The organism is Pseudoflavonifractor sp. An44 (assembly GCF_002161675.1).
GTDB classification, from domain to species: Bacteria; Bacillota; Clostridia; order Oscillospirales; family Oscillospiraceae; genus Enterenecus; species Enterenecus faecium.
The window spans coordinates 55335-77161 of the sequence record NZ_NFIH01000009.1; the positions used below are offsets into that span (position 1 = coordinate 55335).

Below are 21827 nucleotides of genomic sequence, written 5' to 3' on the forward strand. Positions count from 1 at the left end.
TATGGCTATGGATAATGTGAAGCCCCGCGGCAACCGCAAGCGCCGCAAGGTCTGCGCCTTCTGCGTGGACAAGGTGGAGCACATCGACTACAAGGACGCTGCCAAGCTCAAGCGTTTCCTGTCCGAGCGCTCCAAGATCCTGCCCCGCCGCACCACCGGCACCTGCGCCATGCATCAGCGTCAGCTGACCGAGGCCATCAAGCGTGCCCGTCACGTGGCTCTGCTGCCCTACGTCACCGACTAATTGCAGCACGGGAAACCAGCGATATCAAAAGCGGAAGCAACTTCGGTTGCTTCCGCTTTTTTTATGCCTTGTTTGCCCGGCAGGCAGGGGATCCTTAGTTTCTCAATGTCCTAGGTGTAGACCAGCGCCCCAGCCGGGGACGCTCCGCTGGGCCCGATTTCTCCCCGATGAGAAATCGGGGAAAGAATCGCCAAAGGCGGGGCCTTCCCCCGCCTTGTGGAATCCACCCCGCGGTACTGGGGGGAACGTGCGCCGTTCTCTGTTCGGCCCTTAGTTCGGTGGGGTCACATAGATGACGTGTCATTCTAGGGCTTGTATTTGCTTCTCTGCTAGTGTGTCTTTCTACTGCCAGGGCCTTTTCCTGGTGAGCCGCTGTTCCCAGCGATCGGTGGCCGGCTCCCGGCGGCGGGAACGCCGCACACCGGGGTGAGGCCCTGGAAACAGAGGCACAGTCTCACAGAGAAGGGAATGCTTTCTATAGATGTACCAGAGCATCCATGTGACCCCACCAAGGCCAGGGCCGGCCATAGAATTGATGCAGTTCCAGCTTCGTACCCCAAGGGAGGTCCTTAGGGGGGAACGCCCTAAGCGGGTTTTGGTTTCTTTTGCCCGCTCAAAAGAAACCCCCAGCGGGGAGCGTCCCCACCAGGCTGGCAAGCCTGATACATGGATGGTTAGACGATTAATCCCTCCGCCACAGCTGACGCTGTGCCACCTCCCTTTACACAAGGGAGGCTTTGTCTCTGGGAGAGGAAAACACAAAAGCCCCGGAGGAAGCATTTGCTTCCTCCGGGGCTTTGTCATGCGTTGGGTCTCAGAGACCTGAGAGAGCCTTAGCTGCGACGCTTGCGCACCACGGCGGTGGCGCCCAGAGCGCACACAGCGGCGAACATGACAGCCATGTACAGCATCAGCTGAGCGTTGTCGCCAGTCTGAGCGGGCTTCTCAGCGGGCTTCTCGGTGGCCTGAGGCTGATCGGTGGTCTCAGGCTTGTCGGAGACCTGAGGCTCGTCAGTGGACTCGGGCTTGTCAGAGGGCTGAGTCTCGCCCTCGGCGGTGAGGCCGTTGATGGCGGCATTCAGAGCAGCCACGGCGTCCTCCACGGTCTTCTGATCGTCCTCGGACAGGGTCTCGTCGGCCATGACAGCCTGCGCCTCAGCCAGAGCGGAACGGAAGGTGGCCACGGACTCGGCGGTGTAGCCCTCCAGGTTGATGCTCTTGGCCTGGCCGATGAGGTCTTCCAGGATGGACTTGTCAGCCTTGAAGCGCTGGGCCAGGATGGCATTGAGCAGGGCCTGAGCCACAGGCTGGATGTCCTCGTCCATGGCGTCGCCGTCAGCGGCAACTTCCTTGGCCTTGGCCAGGGCGTCCACCAGCTCCTGCCAGTGGTCAGCCACATACTTGTCGGCGTTGTCCATCATCTCGTCGGCCTTGGCAATGAGCTTGTTCAGCTCATCCTTGCTGCCCTGAACCAGACCCAGACCCCAGATGCCTTCCAGCAGCTGGTCCCAAGCGGCGTTGACCTCGTCCTGGGTGGCGTTGTCGTCAGCAAGAACGGTCTTGGCGTTCTCGAGAGCCTTCTCGAAGGCGGCCTTGGCGGAGTCGGTGACACCCTCCGTGGACAGGGTCACGGCATAGTCATAGGTCTTCTGCAGCAGGGTCTTGTCGGCCTTGGCCACAGCCTGGAAGGTCACGGTGACGGTGGCGCCACCGGCGGGCATGGTGAAGGCGTTGTTGGTGACAGCGATGGTGTTACCCTCGGCGTCGGTGACCACGATGGAGCCCACCTCATAGCCCTGGTCGGGAGTGGCGGTGATGGTCACCTGAGTGCCGGCAGCGGCGCTGGTGGGATCCACCTTCACGGTGCCGTTCTCAGTGGGAGTGATGGTCACGTCGTACTTGCGGCCGGAATCCTCCTGATCCCAGTTGAAGTCGGGATCGTTGTAGATGCCCAGACCGGTGACGTTCAGGCCGCCAGCCACCAGGTCAACCTTGGTCAGGTTGGTCAGGCCGTTCTCGTCGGGCAGGTTGAAGGAGTACAGGTTGTTGGCAGCGTCGGTGACGTAGAACTTGCCAGTGTTGGAGCTGTAGCTCATCTCACTGCTGTTCTCCACGGTGTTCAGCTGCAGGTCGGTGTTCTCCAGGATGGTGTAGGTCTGCATGTTCAGAGCCACTTCCATCAGACGGGAATCCTCGTAGCACTTACCCAGCACATAGGTCTTGCCGTTGGCACAGGCCACGGTGTGCACACGGGTGTAGTCACTGTCGAAGCCGATGCTGGTGTAGGGATTGAGGTCGGTGGTCTGGAGGCTGGGCACGTAGTACTGATACAGGTAGTAGCCGCCGCCCAGATAGATGACGTTGTGCTCGTCATCGTAGGCCAGGGTGTAGACCTGCGTGTTGGTCTGGAGCTGGCCCATGTAGACATTGGTGTTACCCTGGATGTCGTAACGGTACAGCAGGGGGAAGGAGCCGTCGTCGTACACAGCGTAGTAGAGGTAACGGCCGGAGTCGTCCACGTCCACACCCACCAGCTTGCCGTCCACGGGCATGGCGGAGTTGACCACCACGTACTCGTTGGGCAGCTCGGGATCGAAGGCCACCAGGCCGACGCCCTGGGAGATGGTGTAGGCCACGTCGCCGCTGAGCTGGGAGAGCACGGAGAGCTGGCAGGAGGCGGACAGGCCGCTGACGGTGTCAGTGACGGTGATGGTGGTCTCGCCGGCAGCCACAGCGGTGATGGTGCCGTCCTCGGCCACAGTGGCCACGGACTCATCGCTGCTGGACCAGACCAGCTGAGCCTTGTCGCTGCTCACAGCGGGCTGAACCAGAGCGTCCATGGTCATGGTGGTGCCAACCAGCATCCGGGTCACGGTGCGGTCCAGCATCAGGTTGATCACGTCCATCTCGGGCAGTTCGCTGTCCTCGGGGATGGGGCAGAGCATACCCAGCACGGCGTTGTAGCCCTGCATGGACTCACCACGCAGGTTCAGAGCGGTGCTGCCCAGCTTCATGGCGGTGAAGGAGTCGCCCTCCTTCTCGATCATGTAGAGGTTGGAGCCGCTGCACCAGCTGGCGGTGATGTTGGCAGCGTGGAAGTACAGACGGTCGCTGCCGAAGTCATAGGACAGCTGGGAGTTGTAGGCACCGTTCTGATCGGTGTAGGCCACAGCGCCCTCCACCTCAGTCAGCTGGGTGCAAGCGCCGGTGGCGGTGTCGATCTGATAGAGTACGGCGTTGGCGCTGGTGGAGGTGCTGCCTGCAGTGTACAGCTTGCCGTCCTTGTCAGCGGCCAGGGTGAAGGCACCGGCGGTATCCAGGGTGCACACAGTGGTCAGGGCGCCGGTGGTCAGGTCGATCTTCACCAGCTCGGGGTAGGTCTGCTCCTGCTGATAGGTCTCGGAGTTCCAAGCCTTGTAGCTGAGGGTCAGGCCGTACATGGTTCCGGTGGTGTAGTCGAAGGCCAGATCCACCACACGCTTCTCAGTGTTGCCCAGCACGGTGTAGGCATCCACGGAATCCGCATCGATGCGCATGAAGTTGTTCAGGTCGTCCACCACATAGTAGTAACCGTCGAAGTACTCGCCGGCACGGACGGTGTAGGCACCATTGGTGGCCTGACCCACGGTGGAGTTGGCGGGATCATAGTCGTTGACGGTGATCCAGAAGTTGGCGTACATGGAGCCGTTGTCGTCCCGGGCCATGAAGGCGGCCATGGAGCCGGCAGCGGGCAGGACGGTGAAGGTGATGGAGTCGGAGTACACGGTGCCGTCACGGTCGGTGAGGCTGACGGTGATGGTGGCGGTACCCACATCCACCAGGGTCACCTTGCCGAAGGCGTCCACGGTGGCCACATCGGTGTTGTCGCTGGACCAAGTGCGCTTCTGCACGGTGGGACGGGCGGGCTCGGTGGAGGTCTGCAGCTGCACCTGAGCGCCAGCCAGGCCGGTGTAGGTCTCGCCGGTGGTCAGCCACAGGTCTTCCACGGGGATGTAGTTGGTCTCGGGTTCGTTTTCGGTGATGGTGAACATGGCAGTCTGCTCCACGCCGGAACGGCTGCTCACGTCGCCCAGGTCCATGACGTTGGCCTCAATGGAGCCCCAATCGGTGTCCTCCAGAGTGACCAGGAACAGGGGATTGATGCCGGAGCCCATGGAGGGGTTCCAGTAGATGTTGCCGGTGTTGTAGTCGTAGGTCATGCCAGCGTAGAACCAGTACTCCTGGGAGCTGGAGTAGACCTTGGTGGCCTCCATGGTGTCGGGGTCCACGATGAACAGGTTGCCGTTCATGCTGCCGCACAGGATGGTGGTCTCCTCACCCTCGCAGATGACGGCCATGGCGGTCATCACGTTGTCGCCGGAGGCAGAGCCTTCGGGGAACTTGAACTCGCCGATGGGATCCACAGCGCCGGTCTCCAGGTCGATGACCACGAGGCCGCCGTTGGTCAGATCCACGCCGTACATACGGCCGGTGTTGTAGTCGAAGCCGATGTTGCCCACTTGGATGTTCTCGGTGTGGCCGATGCGCTCGGGCTCGCCGAAGGTGGTCTTGGTGGGATCCTCATTGCCGGTGACCAGGGTGCGATAGAGGACGGTGGCGTTGTAGATCACGTCGTCCTCCACCCACTGTTCCTGCTGCACGGTGTACACATAGCCGTTGTAGTAGGTGCCGCCGGCCCAGATGGCGGAGCCAACGGTGCCGTCCAGAGTGGTGGTCTTGGGGGCGTTGAGCTGGGTGACCTGAGTGGGAGCCTGATCGGAGTAGGTGACCCACTTCATCTGGTTGCCCTGGTTGACATCATCGGTGACGATGTAGCCGTACAGGGCGTCCTGAGACTCCACTACGGTGACCTGGCAGGTGACCTCGTAGGGGGTCCACTCGGTCTGTCCAGCATACATAATCTGGGTAGCGCCGGTGATGGTGGCAGTGCCGGGGCCAATGGCCTTGACATAGCCGGTCTCAGAGACGGTGGCCACGTCGGTGTTGTCGCTGGTCCAGGTCACTTGCTGAGCAGCGGCGTTCCAGGGGGCCCAAGTCAGGTTCATGCGCTTGCCCTGGTTGACCACCAGGGTGGTCTTATAGGGCTCCAGCTGCACGCCGGTGGGGTTGACTTCGCCCACGGTGAACAGGTCGGTGCCCAGGTCGTTGGGGATGAACAGGGCGGAGGTGCCGCTGGGGGCACGGCTGCCCAGGCTCTCGGCGGTCTTCTTCACGGGGTCAATCTTGTAGGTCTCGCACACCTGGGTGTTGCCCACCTGGGCGTGAGCGTACCAGTAGATGACGTCCTCTTCGTAGTCATAGGTCATGGACTGGATGCTGCTCAGACGCTCGCCGTTGGTCTTGACCTTGAAGTCGGACATGGTCATCAGCCAGGTAGCAGCACCGGTGGTCTTGTCCAGGGAGTAGAGGTTCAGGTCGGTGCCGATGGCGTACAGGTTGCCCTCCTCGTCAGCGGACAGGGTGAGGATCTCGTAGCCCTCAGCCAGGCCGGTGATGGTGGCCACCTTCTCAATGCTGGTGTAGCCCCAGGGAGTGAAGCACACCTCATAGAGGTTGTTGGAACCGCCATAGCTGCTGGAGGGAGTGATGGTGCCGTCATAGGTCCAACCCACGGCGTACAGAGCGTCCTCGCCGTTGCGCTGGAGGATGCCGCCGCCGTTGTTGCCATGGCTCAGGGCCATGTCATACAGGGTGATGAAGTTGGCGGAGCCCTCCTGGCCGCTCTGGGTGTACAGAACCTGGCTGCCCCAGTAGGTGGAGTAGGGAGAGAGCAGCACCAGAGCGCCGTCGTTGCGCTGGGCAATCACACGGCCGTTGATGTACTCGCCGGCCAAGTAGGCGGTGTTCTCATAGGTCTCGTTGCGGGGTGCCTCGGTCTGGCCCTTGTCAATGCTGAACCAGCCGCGGTCCAGAACGGTGGAGTCGGTGTAGGGCTCGAAGCCGTACAGACGGCCCAGCTCCAGATCCTTCAGGCTGGGAGTCAGAGCGGAATCATCCAGCTCCAGGGCCACCTTGATCTCGGTCTCGTTGCAGGCGTAGTCGCCCAGCACGATGGTGAAGTCAGCGCCGTAGCCAGCCACGTTGAAGGTCTGCTCAAAGCTCTTGCCGGCCACATACTCGCTGCCATCGTCGGGCTTGGGAGCGAACTTGCTGATGACGGAGCCGTCGGGGGAGACGAAGAGGATGGCGGCCAGGTTGGCGTTATCCTGCAGCTTCAGGGTCAGGTTGATCTGACCGTTCTCCACCTTCAGGGAGTCCTGGAGATTGTCGGCGTTGAGCAGCTGAGGCTTCTGGTTGTCCAGAGAGGCCTGGAAGGAGAAGGAATCATCCACCACATCGTCGCCGTCGTCCACATAGGCCTCTACGGTGTAGGTGATGGTGGTGCCGTCAGGCAGCTGATTGCCGTCCTTGTCATAGCCGTTCCACACATACTCCTCGTCGGTGGTGGCGTTGTAGATGTAGAAGGGGAAGATCTGGCCGTAACTGCTGTTGTAGTAGCTCTTAGTGGCGTATTCGTGGACGTAGTTGAAGTACTCTTCTCCGGTCTCGGTATTGTTGACACGGAACACCAGCTTGCGGGCGTTACGCAGCATACCGAAATCCAGCTCCATCAGGGGGTTGGCATAGGAGAAGGCGTTGTACTCATCGCCGGAGGCACCGCCCCGCAGATAGGGGTTGGTACCCAGCTGGGAGATCATGGTGAACACGCCAGTGCCATACAGGCTGGCCTCGTTGTAGTCGGGGTTATCGAAGACGGGAGGCTTGGACCAGTCGCCGTAGTAGCCCAGGAAGGGCATGGTCAGGTTCTGGTTGTCAGCGCCCTCCAGGTACAGGTAACCCTCCACATACATGCCGTTTTCAAAGCGGCTGTTGATGTACTCCTTGTCGGCCTCGGTGAGGGTGATGGTGGCAGTGAGGGTGACGGTCTCACCAGCAGCCACGGTGACGCTGTCCTGGCTGACCTTCACCTTGGACTCCAGCAGATAGGGGGTGCCGGCGATGAAGCCATCGGTGGCAGTCTCGGTCTGCACGTCAGAATCGAAGGTGTAAGTCTTGGACTCGTCGGAGAAGTTGGTCACGGAGAACTCAAAGGAGAAGGTTCCCTCGGTGCTGTCGCCCAGCTCGGCCTTGGCACGGCCCATGGAGTTGGAGGTGCTGGACAGGTAGGCATCCACGGTGGTGGCCTTCACCAGGTTCACCAGACCGGCGCCCTGGAGACGGGGGGAATACTTCAGCCCCGTGGAACCGGGCACGTCGATGGGATCGGCGGTGCTCATGAGGATGTTGGTGGCCATGGTCCACATGTCCTGATTGCTGTAGCCCTTGCTGCGCAGGTACTGCATCAGCACGGTCATAGCGCCGGTGACCTGGGGAGTGGCCATGGAGGTACCGCTCATGTTGCCGTAGCCGGTGGGGGTGTCACGGGTGGAATAGATGTTGCCGCCCACGCCGGTGATCTCAGGCTTCAGGGACAGGTCGGGAGCGGGACCCCAGCTGGAGAAGTCGCTCATGGTCTTGGCGATCTGGAAGGAATCGCTCTTGCCGGTGACGGTGAGGGTCTTGGTCTCAGCGTTGGCCAGCAGGTCCCAGGCCTCCTTGGACATGAGCACGCAGGGGATGTTCCCGGCGGCATCGTTGATGGCCATGTTCAGCAGACCGGCGGTGTTGTTGACCACGATACAGGCAGCAGCACCGGCGTTCTGAGCGTTGGCGTGCTTGTCAGGGAAGGCCACGCCGCCGCCACGCCACACCACGGCAACCTTGCCGTTGACGTCCACGCCGTCGAAGTCCTCGGCGGCACCGTAGCCGTCGATCATGACATACTCATAGGAGTTGCCGGCCAGGTTCTCCAGACGGGTGAACACGCCGGAGTCGTTGTAGCCGATCTTGGTCTCACCCACGGTGACGTACTGCTGGGTGATGCGGTCGTTGTCCGCAGAGGCAACAGACAGCACGTGAGAGTAGGTGCTGGGGTTGCCCACCAGGCCGGTGTCGGGGTTTCCGGTCAGGGACAGGTTGTTGCCGTGGTTGTTGTTCAGAGCGTTGTTGGTGTCGTTACCGGCGGCGATGATGACTTCCACACCGGCCTGCTCCAGCAGGTCCAGCAACTCGGTCATGGGAGCATCGTTATCCACGAAGCCGGCGGCGGAGCCCAGGGACAGGTTGGCGGTGTCCACGTTCAGGTAGACACAGTCCTCCAGGGCGGCCATAACGGTATCCCAGTTGGCGCCCTTGGGGTTGAACACCTGCATGACGATGAGCTGAGCGTCGGGAGCCACACCGATGACCTCAGAAGAGGAAATCTTGTTGGCGGCGGCGATGCCAGCCACGTGGGTGCCGTGGTCACTACCAGCGACATCGTGGGACACGTCAATGTTCTTGTTGTAGTAGTTGAAGGCGAAGGGGATCTTGTTGCTGAAGTAGGTGGAAGCGGGGAGCACGTTGGAGTCGGAAGCATTCAGGTTGCTCCAAGCGTTCTGCACATCCTCCACAGTCAGGGAGGTATCGGTGAGCTTGTCCTCGCTCATGGCTTGGAAGTTGGGGTGATTGGCCACGATACCAGTGTCCACAATGGCGATGCGCATGCCCTTACCGGTCCAACCGCTCTGATTGACCACGTTGGAGCCAATCATATTGGTGGCGTTGTTGGTGTAGGGCTGCATCACATTGTCCTCTTCGGGAATGCTGAACACAGGAGCCACATACACCCGATCCACGCCGGGCATCTCCTGGATGGCAGCCTTGTTCTCATAGGTGGTGGTGACGGACAGGCCGGTCATGGTCACGGTGTAGGTGTAGCCCACCTCCACAGCGTCGCTGCCCAGCTCGTCCTCCAGAGCCTGGGTGAACAGCTCCACGGCGTCCTTCTGGTCGGCAACATAGTTGCTGACGCTGGCGGTGTCGGCGGCGATGTCGTCACCGCTGAAGCCGGCTTCCAGAAGGGACTCCTTGTCCAGAGAGACGATGAAGGTCACTTCGTCCTCGGGAGCGGGGGCAGAGGCGTCGTTGTTCTGAGCAGCGGGAGTGCCGCTCTCCTCCAGGCCGATGTTGGCCTGGCCGTCGTCCTCTTTCACTTCGGCCTGGACGGTAGATCCAGACTCTTCACTGGGCAGGTCGGCGTCATAGCCTGCGTGGGGGTTGCCCTCTGTCAGGGAGAGAGCCCCGCTGCCAGCGGCGAAGCCAGGTGTCAGCAAGCCGAGCACCATGACCACCGAGAGCAGCAGACTGACGAGCCTGCGTGATGCTTTCACGTGATGTCTCATGTTATCCTCCTTAGTTTTCGTTTGCCGCTTCCGTCCACAGGGCGGAAGCGAACGGGCGGGGACGGTCCATCCGGGGACAGGCCGGACCTCGCAAATATGAAAACCCCTCATCTTTTCTCTGCGTGGAAACCCACTGCCACCCCTCCTTAACTGGTTTCCAGACGCTTGGTCGAAGAAGACAGGTTATCATCCAACTGGTGTTCTCTCAATTCTCGATTGATAACTTATAAAGGGAAAGACAAAGGGACAGTCCGCTGTGGATATCTGCCCCTTTGCACACTGTGTTGTATTGTACCCGGCCAACCTGGTTACTTGGTCACGCCGGACCCGGCACCACTGGCCCCGTCCAACACCCATTGACAGTCGCTCAGAGACTTGTCCACCTCAGCCCACAAAAGCCAGGTGGCCATGTCCGAGGTTCCCATGCCCGCAGACTGGGCGTCCACATGCACGGATACCATGTTGCTGACCCGGGTGGCGCTGCTCAGGCTGAGCTGGGTGGAGCCGCTGCTGACGGTGTATTTCACCAGCACCAGGGCTTTGCTGTCAAAAAAGTGCTTGTCGTATGCGGCCAGCTTGTCGCTGCCGTACAGACCGAAGCGGTTGAGCTGGTCCACACTGGACACGCAGGTCACGGAGTTGCCCGCGCCCTGCTGATAGGCGATGCGCAGCTTGCCGCTGTTTTCCAGAGTGACGGACTGGCTGCCCACGGCTCCGGTGCCGCCGCCGGCGAAGCCGCTCTGGCTGGGCTTTTCGGAAATGGCTGCGGACGGACTGGTCAATGGCATACTGCTCTCCTCCTGAGGGGATGAAGTGCATCCCGCAGTTATGGTACACATGGCCGCTGCCAACAGCAGCGCAGCCAACTTATTGCTCTTCACGAGATCGGTTCCTCCTTGTGCCCCACTCAGGCAGGGGCAAATTCGCTTCGCTAACTCACTAAACAACACCCGGCGCAAAAAACGCCCCCACCCAGATGAGGGGACGCATCCTCAATCAACCAGGTATGTTCTGGAATTCTGGCTTATCCTCCTGCATTATAGGGCATGTTCCTTGATTTGTCAATCCAACACACAAATCTACCTTTTTCTCCTTCTTCTCTGTGGTATTCCTGTGATTTTTTCGTAAAATTAGAGAAAAATGTTGCAAAAATGTAAAGAATATAGGTTGATTCCTTTTTTATCCATTAAAAATTGTTGAAATTTTTCAGTTTTCTGCCATAAAGTGGGATGGAATCCCTGTACCGGGAACTTCGTTGACAGGGCGGGGGAAAGCACCTAAAATGGAGGGGATACCACCCCCAGAAAGGGGGAAAGGAGCGAAGCGCATGTATCGAATTCTAATTGTGGAGGATGATCGGGGCATTGCCGGGGCGGTGCAGACCCAGTTGGAGGCCTGGGGGCTGGAGGCCAAATGCGTCTCCGACTTCCGCAACGTGCTGGGGGAGTTTGCCCAGTACCAGCCCCATCTGGTGCTTATGGACATCGGGCTGCCCTTTTTCAACGGCTTCCACTGGTGCAGCCAGATCCGCACCGTCTCCCAGGTGCCCATTGTCTTTCTCTCCTCCGCCTCGGACAACATGAACCTGGTGATGGCCATGAACATGGGGGCGGACGACTTCATCGCCAAGCCCTTTGACCAGGGGGTACTCATTGCCAAGGTGCAGGCCATGCTCCGCCGGGCCTATGACTACGCCGGTGCGGTGCCGGTGCTGGAGCACCGGGGGGCCATGCTCAACACGGGAGATGGCACCCTCACCTATCAGGGGGAGAACATCGACCTGACGAAAAATGAGTACCGCATTCTCCTGGCCCTAATGCAAAACAAGGGCAGCGTGGTCAGCCGAGAGCGGCTGATGGAGCTTCTCTGGGAAGGGGACAGCTTTGTGGACGAAAACACCCTGACGGTGAACGTCAACCGCCTGCGCAAGAAGTTGGACGGGGCGGGGCTGAAGGCCTTCATTACCACCAAGTTCGGGGTGGGCTATCTCATCTCTTAATAAGGAGGACGTCATGAGGTTCCTGAAAACCTATCTGAGGGACCGCCTCCCGGCGGTGGGGATTTTCCTCCTCTTCTCCCTCATCTTTCTCACCGTGTTTGCCCTGTACCGGCTGCCGATGGCCGCGGTGCTCTACCCGGTGGGGCTGTGCGGGGTGCTGGGGTGCGTGTTTTTGGGGCTGGACATCCGGCGAGCCCAGGAGCGGCACCGCCGCCTGGAGCAGCTCTCCCAGCTGTCTGGGGCGGTGATGGGGGAGTTCCCTCTGCCCATCAACCAGGACCACCGGGACTACCAGCACATCATCCAGCTGCTGCGGGCCGAGCAGGCCCAGCGGGAAGGGGAGATGCAGCGCCGCTATGAGGACATGGTGGACTACTACACCGTGTGGGCCCACCAGATCAAGACCCCCATTGCCTCCATGCGCCTGACTCTCCAGAGCCAGGACTCCCCCACCGCCCGGCAGCAGCTGGAGGAGCTGCAGCGCATTGAGCAGTATGTGGAGATGGTGCTGGCCTTCCTCCGCCTGGACTCGGAGTCCACCGACTACCTGTTCCGGGAGTACCAGCTGGACGGCATTCTCCGGGGAGCGGTGCGCAAGTTTTCCACCCAGTTCATCCGCCGCCACATTGCCCTGCACTATGAGCCCACGGGGCTGCGGGTGCTCACCGATGAGAAGTGGCTGAGTTTTGTGGTGGAGCAGGTGCTGTCCAACGCCCTAAAATACACCCCAGACGGGGGCGAGGTGTGGCTGGGGCTGGAGAAGCCCGCCACCCTGTGCATCCGGGACAACGGCATGGGCATTGCCGCCGAGGACCTGCCCCGCATCTTCCAAAAGGGGTACACCGGGTACAATGGCCGGGCGGACAAGAAGGCCAGCGGCCTGGGGCTGTACCTGTGCCGCCGTATCTGTACCAATCTGGGCCACACCATCTCCGCCCAGTCTGTGGCGGGGGAGGGTACCTCCATCCGCATCAATCTGGAGCGGGAACAGCGGTGGCTGGAGTGACTTGTGACAAAAGTGTAAGAAGTGGAGGGCAAAGTGTAAGGAGATGCCATGGAGAGGCGGGGTTCTCCCGGCTATAATAAGGGTGTAAACAGCAAAGGAGGAACCGCTCTATGAGTATTTTGGAAGTACAGAGCTTACAGAAGGTCTACACCACCCGCTTTGGCGGCACCCAGGTGCAGGCGCTGAAAAATGTCACCTTCCATGTGGAGGAAGGGGAGTATGTGGCCATCATGGGAGAGTCTGGCTCCGGCAAGACCACCCTTTTGAATATCCTGGCGGCGCTGGATAAGCCCACCGGGGGCCTGGTGAAGCTGGACGGCCAGGAGCTGGGTAAAATCCGGGAGTCTGAGGTGGCGGCCTTCCGCCGGGACCACCTGGGCTTTGTGTTCCAGGACTTCAACCTGCTGGACACCTTCTCCCTGGAGGACAACATCTACCTGCCCCTGGTGCTCTCGGGTAAGCAGCCCAGCGAGATGAAGCAGCGCCTGGTGCCGCTGGCGGCTCAGCTGGGCATCGCCCACCTGCTGAAAAAGTACCCCTATGAGGTGTCCGGCGGCCAGAAGCAGCGGGCAGCCGTGGCCCGGGCTCTCATCACCAACCCCCGCCTCATCCTGGCCGACGAGCCCACCGGTGCTCTGGACTCCAAGGCCACCGACGAGCTGCTGCGGCTGTTTGGCGACATCAACGCCCAGGGACAGACGATCCTGATGGTCACCCACTCGGTGAAGGCGGCCAGCCACGCCGGACGGGTGCTCTTCATCAAGGACGGCGAGCTGTTCCACCAGATCTACCGGGGCGAGAGCACGGAAAACCAGTTCTATCAAAAGATTTCCGACGCCCTCACCCTGTTGACCACAGGTGGTGAGCGGGCATGAGACTGGGATTTTATCGCCGACTGGCGTGGACGGGTATCCGTCAAAACAAGAAGATGTACCTGCCCTACATCCTGGCCTGTATCGGCGTGGTGATGGTCTGCTACATCGTCTCCTTCCTGGGCCTGTCTCCGGTGCTGAAAGAGATGCCCGGAGGAGGCAGCGCCCAGAGCTTTTTGAACACGGGCTTTGGGGTCATGTGTGTGTTTTCCACCATCTTCCTCTTCTACACCAACTCCTTCCTCATCCGCAGAAGAAAGAAGGAGTTTGGCCTGTACAACATCCTAGGTATGGGCAAACGGCACCTGGCTCTGGTGCTGCTGTGGGAGACCGTGATCATCGCGGCCATCACCCTGGTGGTGGGCCTGTTCTGCGGCGTGCTCTTCTCCAAGGTGGCCGAGCTGGCCCTCACCCGCATTCTGAACGGTGGGGTCACCTACACCATGACGGTGGAGCTGAACTCCGTGGTCAGCACTGTGGTGCTGTTTCTGGTGATTTTCGGCCTCATGTTCCTCAACACCCTGCGTCAAATCCACCTCACCAGCCCCATCGCCCTGCTGCGCAGTGAGAACGCCGGAGAGAAGCCGCCGAAAGCCAACTGGATCTTCGCCCTGCTGGGCCTGGTGGTGCTGGCCGGGGCCTACTACTGGGCCATCACCGTGAAAGACCCTATTACCGCCATGATTGGCTTCTTCATCGCGGTGGCCATGGTGGTGGTGGGCACCTACTTGCTGTTTGTGGCGGGCTCTGTGACCCTGTGCCGCCTGCTGCAAAAGAATAAGCGCTACTACTACAAGACCAACCATTTCGTGTCGGTGTCCTCCATGGTCTACCGCATGAAGCGCAACGGTGCGGGCCTGGCCTCCATCTGCATCCTGTGCACCATGGTGCTGGTGATGATCTCCTCCACCTCCTGCCTGTACATCGGCATTGAGGACAGCATCCGTAACCGCTACCCACGCAACATCAACCTGGACGGCATGGTGGATACCGTGGACACCCTCACCGATGAGCGCCTGGACCAGGTGCGAGCCCTGGCGGAGGAGACGGTGGAGCGCTACGATGCCACCATGAGCAACGTGGTGGACTACCGGGTGGCGGGCTTTGTGGGCATCCAGCGGGAGGACCACTTGGTTCTGGAGAACACCTTCCAAAACTCCTACAACGTGGAGGACATGGCAAACACCTGGCAGGTGTTTGTGGCGCCCCTGGAGGACTACAACAAACTCATGGGCAAGCATGAGGAGTTGGTGAAGGGGGAGACCCTGGTGTACACCACCAAGGAGATGAGCTATTCCCACGATACTCTGACCCTGGGGGACGGTCTCACCCTGTCGGTGGCCAAACAGGTGGACTCCTTTGCGGACAACGGGGTGGACTCCATGCAGATTGTCCCCTCCATCTACCTCTTCGTCCCCGATTTCTCCAGCGTCATGGACCGCCTGGGGGAGATGTCCGAGGGAAGCGAGCAGTTCATCAGCCCCCACTGGTTCTACGGCTTTGACCTCAACTGTGACGACGAGACCCAGAAGAGCATTGCCCAGGACTTGCAACAAGAGCTGCGGGACATGGAGATTTCCGCAGGAGATGAGGAGTTTTTCCACGTCTTGCTGGAGGCGGCTGCCCAGGAGCGGGCGGACACCTACGGCCTGTATGGCGGTCTCTTCTTCTTGGGAATCCTGCTGGGCGTGGTGTTCATCCTGGCGGCGGTGCTCATCATCTACTACAAGCAGATCTGTGAGGGATATGAGGACCAGGCCCGGTTTGACATCATGCAAAAGGTGGGCATGACCAAGGTGGAGATCCGCAAGAGCATCAATTCCCAGGTGCTCACCGTGTTCTTCCTGCCGCTGCTCATGGCCGGGGCCCACTTGGCCTTCGCCTTCCCCCTCATCCGCAAGCTGCTGCTGCTGTTGGGCCTGACCAACGTGTGGCTGTTTGCCGGGGTGACGGTGGTGTGCTTTGTGGCCTTCGCCCTCTTCTATGTTCTGATTTATCGTCTGACCTCTCGTTCGTACTTCCGCATTGTCAGCGGCATGAGAGAGGAATAACACAAAAAAGGGGCCGGATGCGTCAGCATCCGGCCCCAGCTGCATCCAAAGTTTGATACACAAAAGGGCCGAGTGCATCAGCACTCGGCCCTCATTGTTTGATGTATTAGAAATACTTGCGCACACCCTCGCTGGCGGTGGACTCGTCCTCGCTGATGGAGACCGTGTACTTGATGCCGCTCTTCTGGGAGAACGCTTCCAACCAATCCAGGAACGCCTCGACATCGGCCTTGTTCTCGGTGGAGACCAGCTTGTTCAAGCTGTCGATGAACACGTGGGTGATGTCGTAGTTGCTGGCGTACAGGCCGTACAGGAATCCCTTCAAGGTGTCATAGTTGGGGATATCGTAGTCGGAGGTTTCAACCAGTCGGATCTTGTAGTTAATATCAAAAGTCAGCTTGGAATCGTGGGCGATGGCAACCACGTTGCCGTGCTCGGTTTCCACTGCTGTGTTGATCAGATCGATCATCTGCTTGGTCTTACCGGTACCCTTGGGGCCCATAATTACTTTGACCATAACAATCACTCCTTATTGGTTTCAAGGGGGAGTCCCCTTTTCTTGTACATCATGTTACCATCTTCCGCGGGAAATTTCAATAACCTTCGTGCAAGATTTCTAAAAAATTTAACAAGTCAAAGTCAAAGGCCCAGGGCGTGGTGGGCGGCAATCTGGCCTTCGCCCACGGCTTTGGCCAGCTGGAGGGGCTGGCCGGTGCAGTCTCCGGCGGCGTAAATCCCAGGCAGGTTGGTGGCCATAAAGGAATTGACCTTTACATAGTTGCCATCCAATTCCAGCCCCGGAGCCAGCTGGGTGGGGGCGATGGAGGCTCGCAGCAGGAACGCGCCCTGGCAGGGAATTTCCTCTCCCTTGGCGGTGCACACCCCGGTGACCTGGTCCTCGCCCAGGATGTGCAGACCGGGCAGACGTACCGAGGTGACCTCGCAGCCGATGGAGCGCAGGTACTCCGTTTCCTCGGCCAGGTCGGGGGCGTCGCCTGCCACCACCACCTGCTTGCCCCGGTAGAACATGCCGTCGCAGGTGGCGCAGTAGCTCACGCCCCGGCCCAGCAGCTTCTCCTCGCCGGGGAGGGGGGTGGCCCGGGCCACGCCGGGGGCCAGCACCACCGCGGTGGCCTGTTCCACCTGGTCGCCGATGGAGGCCATGACGGAGTCGCCCAGGGGCATGAGGGTGAGCACCCGGCCCTGGCGGAATTCCGCGCCCATCTCACGGGCCTGAGCCAGCATATCCTCCACCAGCTGCAAACCAGTGATGTGAGCGATACCGGGGTAGTTGTCAATCTGGTGGGCCTTGCACAGAGGGCTGGCGGTGGGGTCGTTGGACACCACCAGCACGGATTTGTTGCGGGCCCGGGCGTAAATGGCGGCCGAGAGTCCGGCGGGTCCGGCTCCCACCACCAGAAGATCGTATGGCATAGGATGGTCCTCCTTTTGTTTTTTCTCAGTATACCAACTTTTTCAGCTCCCGGCAAGATGGCCGGAATGGCGGGATTCCCTTGAAAAGACAGCGGACATTCGCTATACTTGAAATCGATATCAAGAGAGAATCCCAGGGGGATCAACATGAAACGAATTTTACTTTTGACCACGGGTGGCACCATCGCCTCCCGTATGACGGAAGAGGGGCTGGCCCCCGGCATGGACGGGGATATGCTGGCCCACTACATGGGGGGACTGGCGGGCAGCTATGACCTGACGGTGAAGGACATTCTCCACCTGGACTCCTCCAACATCCAGCCCGAGGAGTGGAAGCTCATCGCCTCCCATGTCTACAAGGCCCGGGAGGAGTACGACGGGGTGGTCATCTCCCACGGCACCGACACCATGGCCTACACCGCCTCGGTGCTGTCCTACATGGTGCGCAACATCCCCATTCCCGTGGTGCTCACCGGAGCCCAGCTTCCCATTGAGCACCCCCTCACCGACGGCCTGGACAATCTGCGCACCGCCCTGGCCATGGCCGCCTCGGGAAAGCCGGGGGTGTTTGTGGCCTTTGACCGGAAGGTGATTCTGGGCTGTCGGTCGGTGAAGACCCACACCACCGACTTCGCCGCCTTTGAGAGCGTGAACTGGCCCCTGGTGGGCCGGGTCAGCGGCTCGGGGCTCACCATTGACGAGAGCGCCATCCCCCCGGTGAAGGGGCCCTGCCGTCTGCGGGACCAGCTGTGCCGGGAGGTATTTCTCATCAAGCTCACCCCGGGGCTCAACCCGGAGATCTTCGACATGCTGCTGGATATGCACTACCGTGGGGTGGTCATCGAGGCCTTCGGCACCGGAGGACTCCACTTCATCCGCCGCAACCTCATTGAGAAGCTGCAAAAGGCGGCCCAGGCGGGCATGTCTGTGGTGGTGTGCAGCCAGTGCCTCTATGAGAGCAGCAATTTTGCCCTCTACCAGGCGGGGCAGAAGGCCCTGGCGGAGGGGGTTATCCAGGGCTATGATATGACCACCGAGGCGGCAGTGACCAAGCTGATGTGGGCCCTGGGGCAGACCGACGACCCGGACCAGGTGCGGGAGTATTTCGCCCACAGCTTGGCCGGGGAACGAAAGGAAGGGTAAAACGTGAACCACAGAGAGCGGATGTTGGCGGGCTTGCCCTATCTGGCCAACCAGGACGGGCTGCTGGAGTCCCGCATGGCGGCCCAGGAGCTGCTGTACACCTACAACAACCTGCCGCCCCAGCGGTGGGAGGAGCAGCGGGGCCTGCTGGAGCAGCTGCTGGGGGGCATTGGGGAGAACTCCACCATCTTGCCGCCCCTGCGCTGTGACTATGGCAAGCACATTGTGGTGGGCCGGGACGTGTTCACCAACTACAACCTGACCATTTTGGACGTGTGTCAGGTCACCATCGGGGACCGCACCCTCATCGGCCCCAACGTGTCCATCTACGCCGCCGGGCACCCCATCGCCCCGGAGGACCGGGCCACAGGCTGGGAGTTCGGCGCAGAGGTCCACATCGGCAAGGACGTGTGGATTGGGGGCAGCTGTGTCATCCTGGCCGGGGTCACCATTGGAGATGGGGCCGTGGTGGGAGCTGGCAGCGTGGTCACCCGGGACGTGCCCCCCAATTCCATCGCTGTGGGCAACCCCGCCCGAGTGCTGCGGGAGATCACCCAGGCCGACCGGGACAACTGGAAAAAAGCCATGGAGAGATAAAGCTTGGCCTCGGCATTTTCGCCGAGGCCAAGCTTTTAGTCTTGATTGAGTTGTGGGTATTTTGCAATGTGATCTTTCAAAGCCTGAAATGTCTGGGCGCTCAGGTCGTGCTCGATTTTGCAGGCGTCCTCGGCGGCGATGTCCGGGGGGACGCCCAGCCAGGTCAACCACTGGGTGAGCAGGCGGTGCCGCTCATAGATGGTCTCCGCGATCTCCCGCCCGGCGGGGGTGAGCACCAGAAAGCTGTTCTCGTCCATGACCACGTAGCCGTTGTCCCGCAGCAGGCTCATGGCACGGCTGACGCTGGGCTTGGAAAAGCCCAGGTGCTGGGCCACGTCAATGGAGCGCACCGAGCCCTTTTCGCTCAGTGCCAGTATGGCCTCCAGATAGTTTTCAGCAGATTCATGGATTTCCATGGGGATTCACCGCCTTTTTCACGCCGCCTCCTCGGCGGCAATTGGATTTGTGACATTATAGCATAATTTTCCCAAGGGGGCAAGGGCGCATCAGAGGTGAATCACTTCAGCTTTTCCTGGTTGATAATTCCCTTGAGAGGGGTCATGAGCAGGATTTTCAAATCGAAGAAAATGCTCCAGTTCTCGATATAGTAGATGTCGTAGCGGATGCGGTCCACAATGGAGGTGTCTCCCCGCAGGCCGTTGATCTGGGCCCAGCCGGTGATGCCCGGGCGCACCTGATGCTTGACCATGTACAGGGGGATCTCGTCTTTGAACTGCTCCACAAAGTGGGGAATCTCCGGACGGGGACCCACCAGACTCATGTCGCCCTTGAGCACGTTGAACAGCTGGGGCAGCTCGTCAATGGACAGCTTGCGGATGAGGGCGCCGAACTTGGTCTTCCGGGGGTCCCGGTTGCGGCTCCACCCGGTGTCCTGCTGGGCGTTGACTCGCATGGACCGGAACTTGTACATGTCAAAGGGCTTGTTGTGCAGTCCCACCCGCTCTTGGCGGAAGATGATGGGGCCGGGGGAGGACAGGCGCACGCCGATGGCGGCAAAGAGCATGATGGGCGAGGTGAGCAGAATGAGCAGCAGGGAGCCCACAATGTCCATGGTGCGCTTGACAACGGCGTAGACCAGGTTGTCCAGGGGAATCCGGCGGATGTTCATCACGGGGATGCCGTTGATGTTGTCAAACTGGGGATTGGAGGGCATGTATTCCGCATAGAAGGGGATGATGGACAGCTTGATGCCCTCTTTCTCACAGATCTCAATGATGGTGGGGGTGAGGGAGAACTCCTGGGCGGACAGTGCGGCCACCACCTCATCGGGCTGGTAGTCGCTGAGCACCGAGGACAGGTCGTCCAGATTGCCCAGGTAGCCCAGGTCGGGGATGGTGTCCTGGGAGGCCAGATACCCCTCCACAAAGAAGCCCAGGTTGGGGTCATCGGCCAGCGCTTGGATATAGCGCTGGGCCATGGGGCCGTTGCCCAGCAGCAGCACGTGCTTTTGGTTGAAGCCCCGCTTGCGGAACTTGCGCAGACACAGCCGCAGCACCAGCCGCTTGCCGCTGAGGGCGAAGAACACCAGTACGAAGTAGAGCACGAAGGTCAAACGGGAGAAGTAGAACTGTTTGATGAGGAAGAGGATGGTCTGCAGCACCACGAAGTTGATGGAGCAGGCCCAGAACAGCCGCCCCACCTCCCAGTGCAGCCGCTTGGTGCGCAAAGAGTCGTAGAGGTTCATGGCCCCCAGGGTGATGAGGAAGATGGGGAGCATGCACAGGGTGAGGATGAGGTAATAGCGCAGGGTGATGCCCCGGTCGTCAAAGGGGAAGAGGAAGAACCGGGCCCAATAGGCGATGGGCATGCACAGGAAAATGAGGAGGGCGTCTAGAATGACATTGATATAGTTGAGGGTGCGTTGATTTTCCTTGATCATTGTGTGTGAATTCCTCCCTAGTCAAGTAGCTGCTGATACTGTCCCATCACCTGGGGCAGCACCGTGGGCAGCAGATAAGGGGTGACCGCCTGTCGGGCGGTGGTGCTCAGGGCCTGGCGCAGCTGAGGCTGTGCCAAGAGGTCCCGAATCTGTTGGGCGCAGGCAGCCGCATCTCCGTAGGGGTACAGAAGCCCCGCCTGGTTGGGGGCGAGCAGGTCGTGGTGGCCCTTCACGTTGCTGGCCACAATGGGGCGACCGTAGTACATGGCCTCCATGAGGTTGAAGGGCAACCCCTCAATGCGGCTGGCGGATACCACTGCGTCACAGGCGGCGTACCAAGTGGGCATGTCCGACACCTGGCCGGGGAAGCGCACCCGATGTGCCACCCCCAGCTGCTGGGCCAGCTGCTGGCAGGCCTCCAGCTCGCTGCCCTGGCCGGGGAGGAGCAGATACACCTGCTCCGGCAGTTGGGCCAGAGCCTCCAGGAGCACCGGCTGGCTCTTGCGGTGGGAGAACTCCCCGGCAAAGAGGAGGACGAAAGCATCCTCGGGCAGCCCCAGGTCGTTGCGCAGCTGTGCGCCCCGCTGGGGCGGGACAGCGGGGAGCTTTTGGGGGTCAATGCCCATACCGGGGATGTACGCCACCTTCTTGCCCAGCTTGTGGGCGGCGGCGTACTGGGTGTCCCACTGGTTCATGGTCAGCAGCAGATCGGTGACCGGGGCGGTGACGGCCTCGGCAGTGCTGAGCACCAGGCGCTTGAGGGCAGAGGTGTCCTGGTCGAAGAGATAGCCGTGGCAGATGGACACCACTTTGGGGCGGTGGCGCATCCCCATCACCGCCAGACGCACAAAAAACGAGGCCAAGGCGGTGTGGCAGCTGATGAGCTGGTACCGGTTTTCCCGGATGAGGCGGCGCAGCTGCCGGGTGGCGGTGACATTTTTGGGAGAGGCCATGCTCTTCTCCAGGGGGATGGGGTACAGCTTGCGGGCATGGGGCAGCTCCATCACCGCCCCGCCGCAGGCCACATCCACTTCCCAGCCCTGTTCCGTCAGGGCCTTCAGATAGGGAAGATGGAAGTTTCGAATATGAGAAAACGTGGATGCCACAAAGAGAATGCGGCCCATGGGTGATACCTCCTACTATCAAAAACCCCAGAAAATGGGGTGGTACGCGAAAATACGACGTGTATTATATCACGGGTTTGGGAGATTGAAAAGTCTCCGGGAAAAAATATGGAGATTCTTAAGAATTACGATAAAAAACATTCGTCGGTTGTACATTGGCGGGGAATGTGGTATGATGAAGAACACTACACCTG

14 protein-coding genes are annotated in these 21827 nt (G+C 60.4%); 7 read left to right on the forward strand and 7 right to left on the reverse strand.

All coding sequences use genetic code 11. The features are described from left to right. Position 1: 1 nt before the first annotated feature. On the forward strand, positions 2-244 hold the full coding sequence (gene rpsR / locus B5F98_RS05795) for a 30S ribosomal protein S18 (RefSeq protein ID WP_087231883.1): 243 nt from the start codon (positions 2-4) through the stop codon (positions 242-244). 833 nt (positions 245-1077) lie between these two features. Here rpsR and B5F98_RS05800 read toward each other — a convergent pair. Then, on the reverse strand, positions 1078-9507 hold the full coding sequence (locus tag B5F98_RS05800; RefSeq protein WP_158099796.1) for a S8 family serine peptidase: 8430 nt from the start codon (positions 9505-9507) through the stop codon (positions 1078-1080). Between the two features lie 308 nt (positions 9508-9815). After that, a complete protein-coding gene (locus B5F98_RS05805; protein ID WP_143482743.1) occupies positions 9816-10388 on the reverse strand; it encodes a hypothetical protein in 573 nt (190 codons plus the stop codon). 446 nt (positions 10389-10834) lie between these two features. Here B5F98_RS05805 and B5F98_RS05810 point away from each other — a divergent pair, with 446 nt between their 5' ends. From B5F98_RS05810 to B5F98_RS05825, 4 genes are all read left to right on the forward strand, one after another. Further along, the gene (locus B5F98_RS05810; RefSeq protein WP_087370295.1) at positions 10835-11506 is read left to right on the forward strand and encodes a response regulator transcription factor; all 672 of its coding nucleotides are present in this window, start codon (positions 10835-10837) and stop codon (positions 11504-11506) included. Positions 11507-11519: 13 nt separating this feature from the next. Beyond that, the gene (locus B5F98_RS05815; protein WP_087370297.1) at positions 11520-12512 is read left to right on the forward strand and encodes a sensor histidine kinase; all 993 of its coding nucleotides are present in this window, start codon (positions 11520-11522) and stop codon (positions 12510-12512) included. Between the two features lie 110 nt (positions 12513-12622). Beyond that, the gene (locus B5F98_RS05820) at positions 12623-13387 is read left to right on the forward strand and encodes an ABC transporter ATP-binding protein (protein WP_087231898.1); all 765 of its coding nucleotides are present in this window, start codon (positions 12623-12625) and stop codon (positions 13385-13387) included. Continuing rightward, positions 13384-15435 carry an ABC transporter permease gene (locus B5F98_RS05825; protein WP_087370299.1) on the forward strand — a complete coding sequence of 684 codons (2052 nt, stop codon included), beginning with the start codon at positions 13384-13386 and terminating at the stop codon, positions 15433-15435. The genes B5F98_RS05820 and B5F98_RS05825 overlap by 4 nt, the downstream gene beginning before the upstream one ends. Before the next feature lie 106 nt (positions 15436-15541). On the opposite strand, the gene B5F98_RS05830 is transcribed toward B5F98_RS05825, so the two are convergent. Both B5F98_RS05830 and B5F98_RS05835 read right to left on the reverse strand, forming a co-directional pair. Next, positions 15542-15952 (reverse strand): hypothetical protein, encoded by a 411-nt coding sequence (locus B5F98_RS05830; RefSeq protein ID WP_087231904.1) that lies wholly within the window; start codon positions 15950-15952, stop codon positions 15542-15544. 122 nt (positions 15953-16074) lie between these two features. Continuing rightward, positions 16075-16869, reverse strand: a complete 795-nt coding sequence (locus B5F98_RS05835; RefSeq protein WP_087370301.1) for an FAD-dependent oxidoreductase — start codon at positions 16867-16869, stop codon at positions 16075-16077. Positions 16870-17016: 147 nt separating this feature from the next. Here B5F98_RS05835 and B5F98_RS05840 point away from each other — a divergent pair, with 147 nt between their 5' ends. Both B5F98_RS05840 and B5F98_RS05845 read left to right on the forward strand, forming a co-directional pair. Beyond that, positions 17017-18012 carry an asparaginase gene (locus B5F98_RS05840; RefSeq protein ID WP_087231909.1) on the forward strand — a complete coding sequence of 332 codons (996 nt, stop codon included), beginning with the start codon at positions 17017-17019 and terminating at the stop codon, positions 18010-18012. A 3-nt stretch (positions 18013-18015) separates the two neighbouring features. Further along, positions 18016-18609: a sugar O-acetyltransferase gene (locus B5F98_RS05845; RefSeq protein WP_087370303.1), complete on the forward strand. Its 594-nt coding sequence runs from the start codon at positions 18016-18018 to the stop codon at positions 18607-18609. Positions 18610-18644: 35 nt separating this feature from the next. Here the strand turns inward: B5F98_RS05845 and B5F98_RS05850 are convergent, their stop codons facing one another. The 3 genes from B5F98_RS05850 to B5F98_RS05860 form a co-directional block, all read right to left on the reverse strand. Further along, positions 18645-19025 (reverse strand): metal-dependent transcriptional regulator, encoded by a 381-nt coding sequence (locus tag B5F98_RS05850; protein ID WP_087370304.1) that lies wholly within the window; start codon positions 19023-19025, stop codon positions 18645-18647. 101 nt (positions 19026-19126) lie between these two features. Beyond that, on the reverse strand, positions 19127-20509 hold the full coding sequence (locus tag B5F98_RS05855; protein ID WP_087370306.1) for an undecaprenyl-phosphate glucose phosphotransferase: 1383 nt from the start codon (positions 20507-20509) through the stop codon (positions 19127-19129). A gap of 17 nt (positions 20510-20526) precedes the next feature. Then, entirely contained in the window at positions 20527-21633 is a 1107-nt protein-coding gene (locus tag B5F98_RS05860; RefSeq protein WP_087370308.1) for a glycosyltransferase family 4 protein, read from the reverse strand. Positions 21634-21827: the final 194 nt, after the last annotated feature.

Excerpts from the sequence above, each read along its gene's own strand:
- rpsR (WP_087231883.1), top strand. The coding sequence starts at position 2 with ATGGCTATGGATAATGTGAAGCCCCGCGGCAACCGCAAGCGCCGCAAG.
- B5F98_RS05800 (WP_158099796.1), bottom strand. The coding sequence starts at position 9,507 with ATGAGACATCACGTGAAAGCATCACGCAGGCTCGTCAGTCTGCTGCTC.
- B5F98_RS05810 (WP_087370295.1), top strand. The coding sequence starts at position 10,835 with ATGTATCGAATTCTAATTGTGGAGGATGATCGGGGCATTGCCGGGGCG.
- B5F98_RS05815 (WP_087370297.1), top strand. The coding sequence starts at position 11,520 with ATGAGGTTCCTGAAAACCTATCTGAGGGACCGCCTCCCGGCGGTGGGG.
- B5F98_RS05820 (WP_087231898.1), top strand. The coding sequence starts at position 12,623 with ATGAGTATTTTGGAAGTACAGAGCTTACAGAAGGTCTACACCACCCGC.
- B5F98_RS05825 (WP_087370299.1), top strand. The coding sequence starts at position 13,384 with ATGAGACTGGGATTTTATCGCCGACTGGCGTGGACGGGTATCCGTCAA.
- B5F98_RS05830 (WP_087231904.1), bottom strand. The coding sequence starts at position 15,952 with ATGGTCAAAGTAATTATGGGCCCCAAGGGTACCGGTAAGACCAAGCAG.
- B5F98_RS05835 (WP_087370301.1), bottom strand. The coding sequence starts at position 16,869 with ATGCCATACGATCTTCTGGTGGTGGGAGCCGGACCCGCCGGACTCTCG.
- B5F98_RS05840 (WP_087231909.1), top strand. The coding sequence starts at position 17,017 with ATGAAACGAATTTTACTTTTGACCACGGGTGGCACCATCGCCTCCCGT.
- B5F98_RS05850 (WP_087370304.1), bottom strand. The coding sequence starts at position 19,025 with ATGGAAATCCATGAATCTGCTGAAAACTATCTGGAGGCCATACTGGCA.
- B5F98_RS05855 (WP_087370306.1), bottom strand. The coding sequence starts at position 20,509 with ATGATCAAGGAAAATCAACGCACCCTCAACTATATCAATGTCATTCTA.
- B5F98_RS05860 (WP_087370308.1), bottom strand. The coding sequence starts at position 21,633 with ATGGGCCGCATTCTCTTTGTGGCATCCACGTTTTCTCATATTCGAAAC.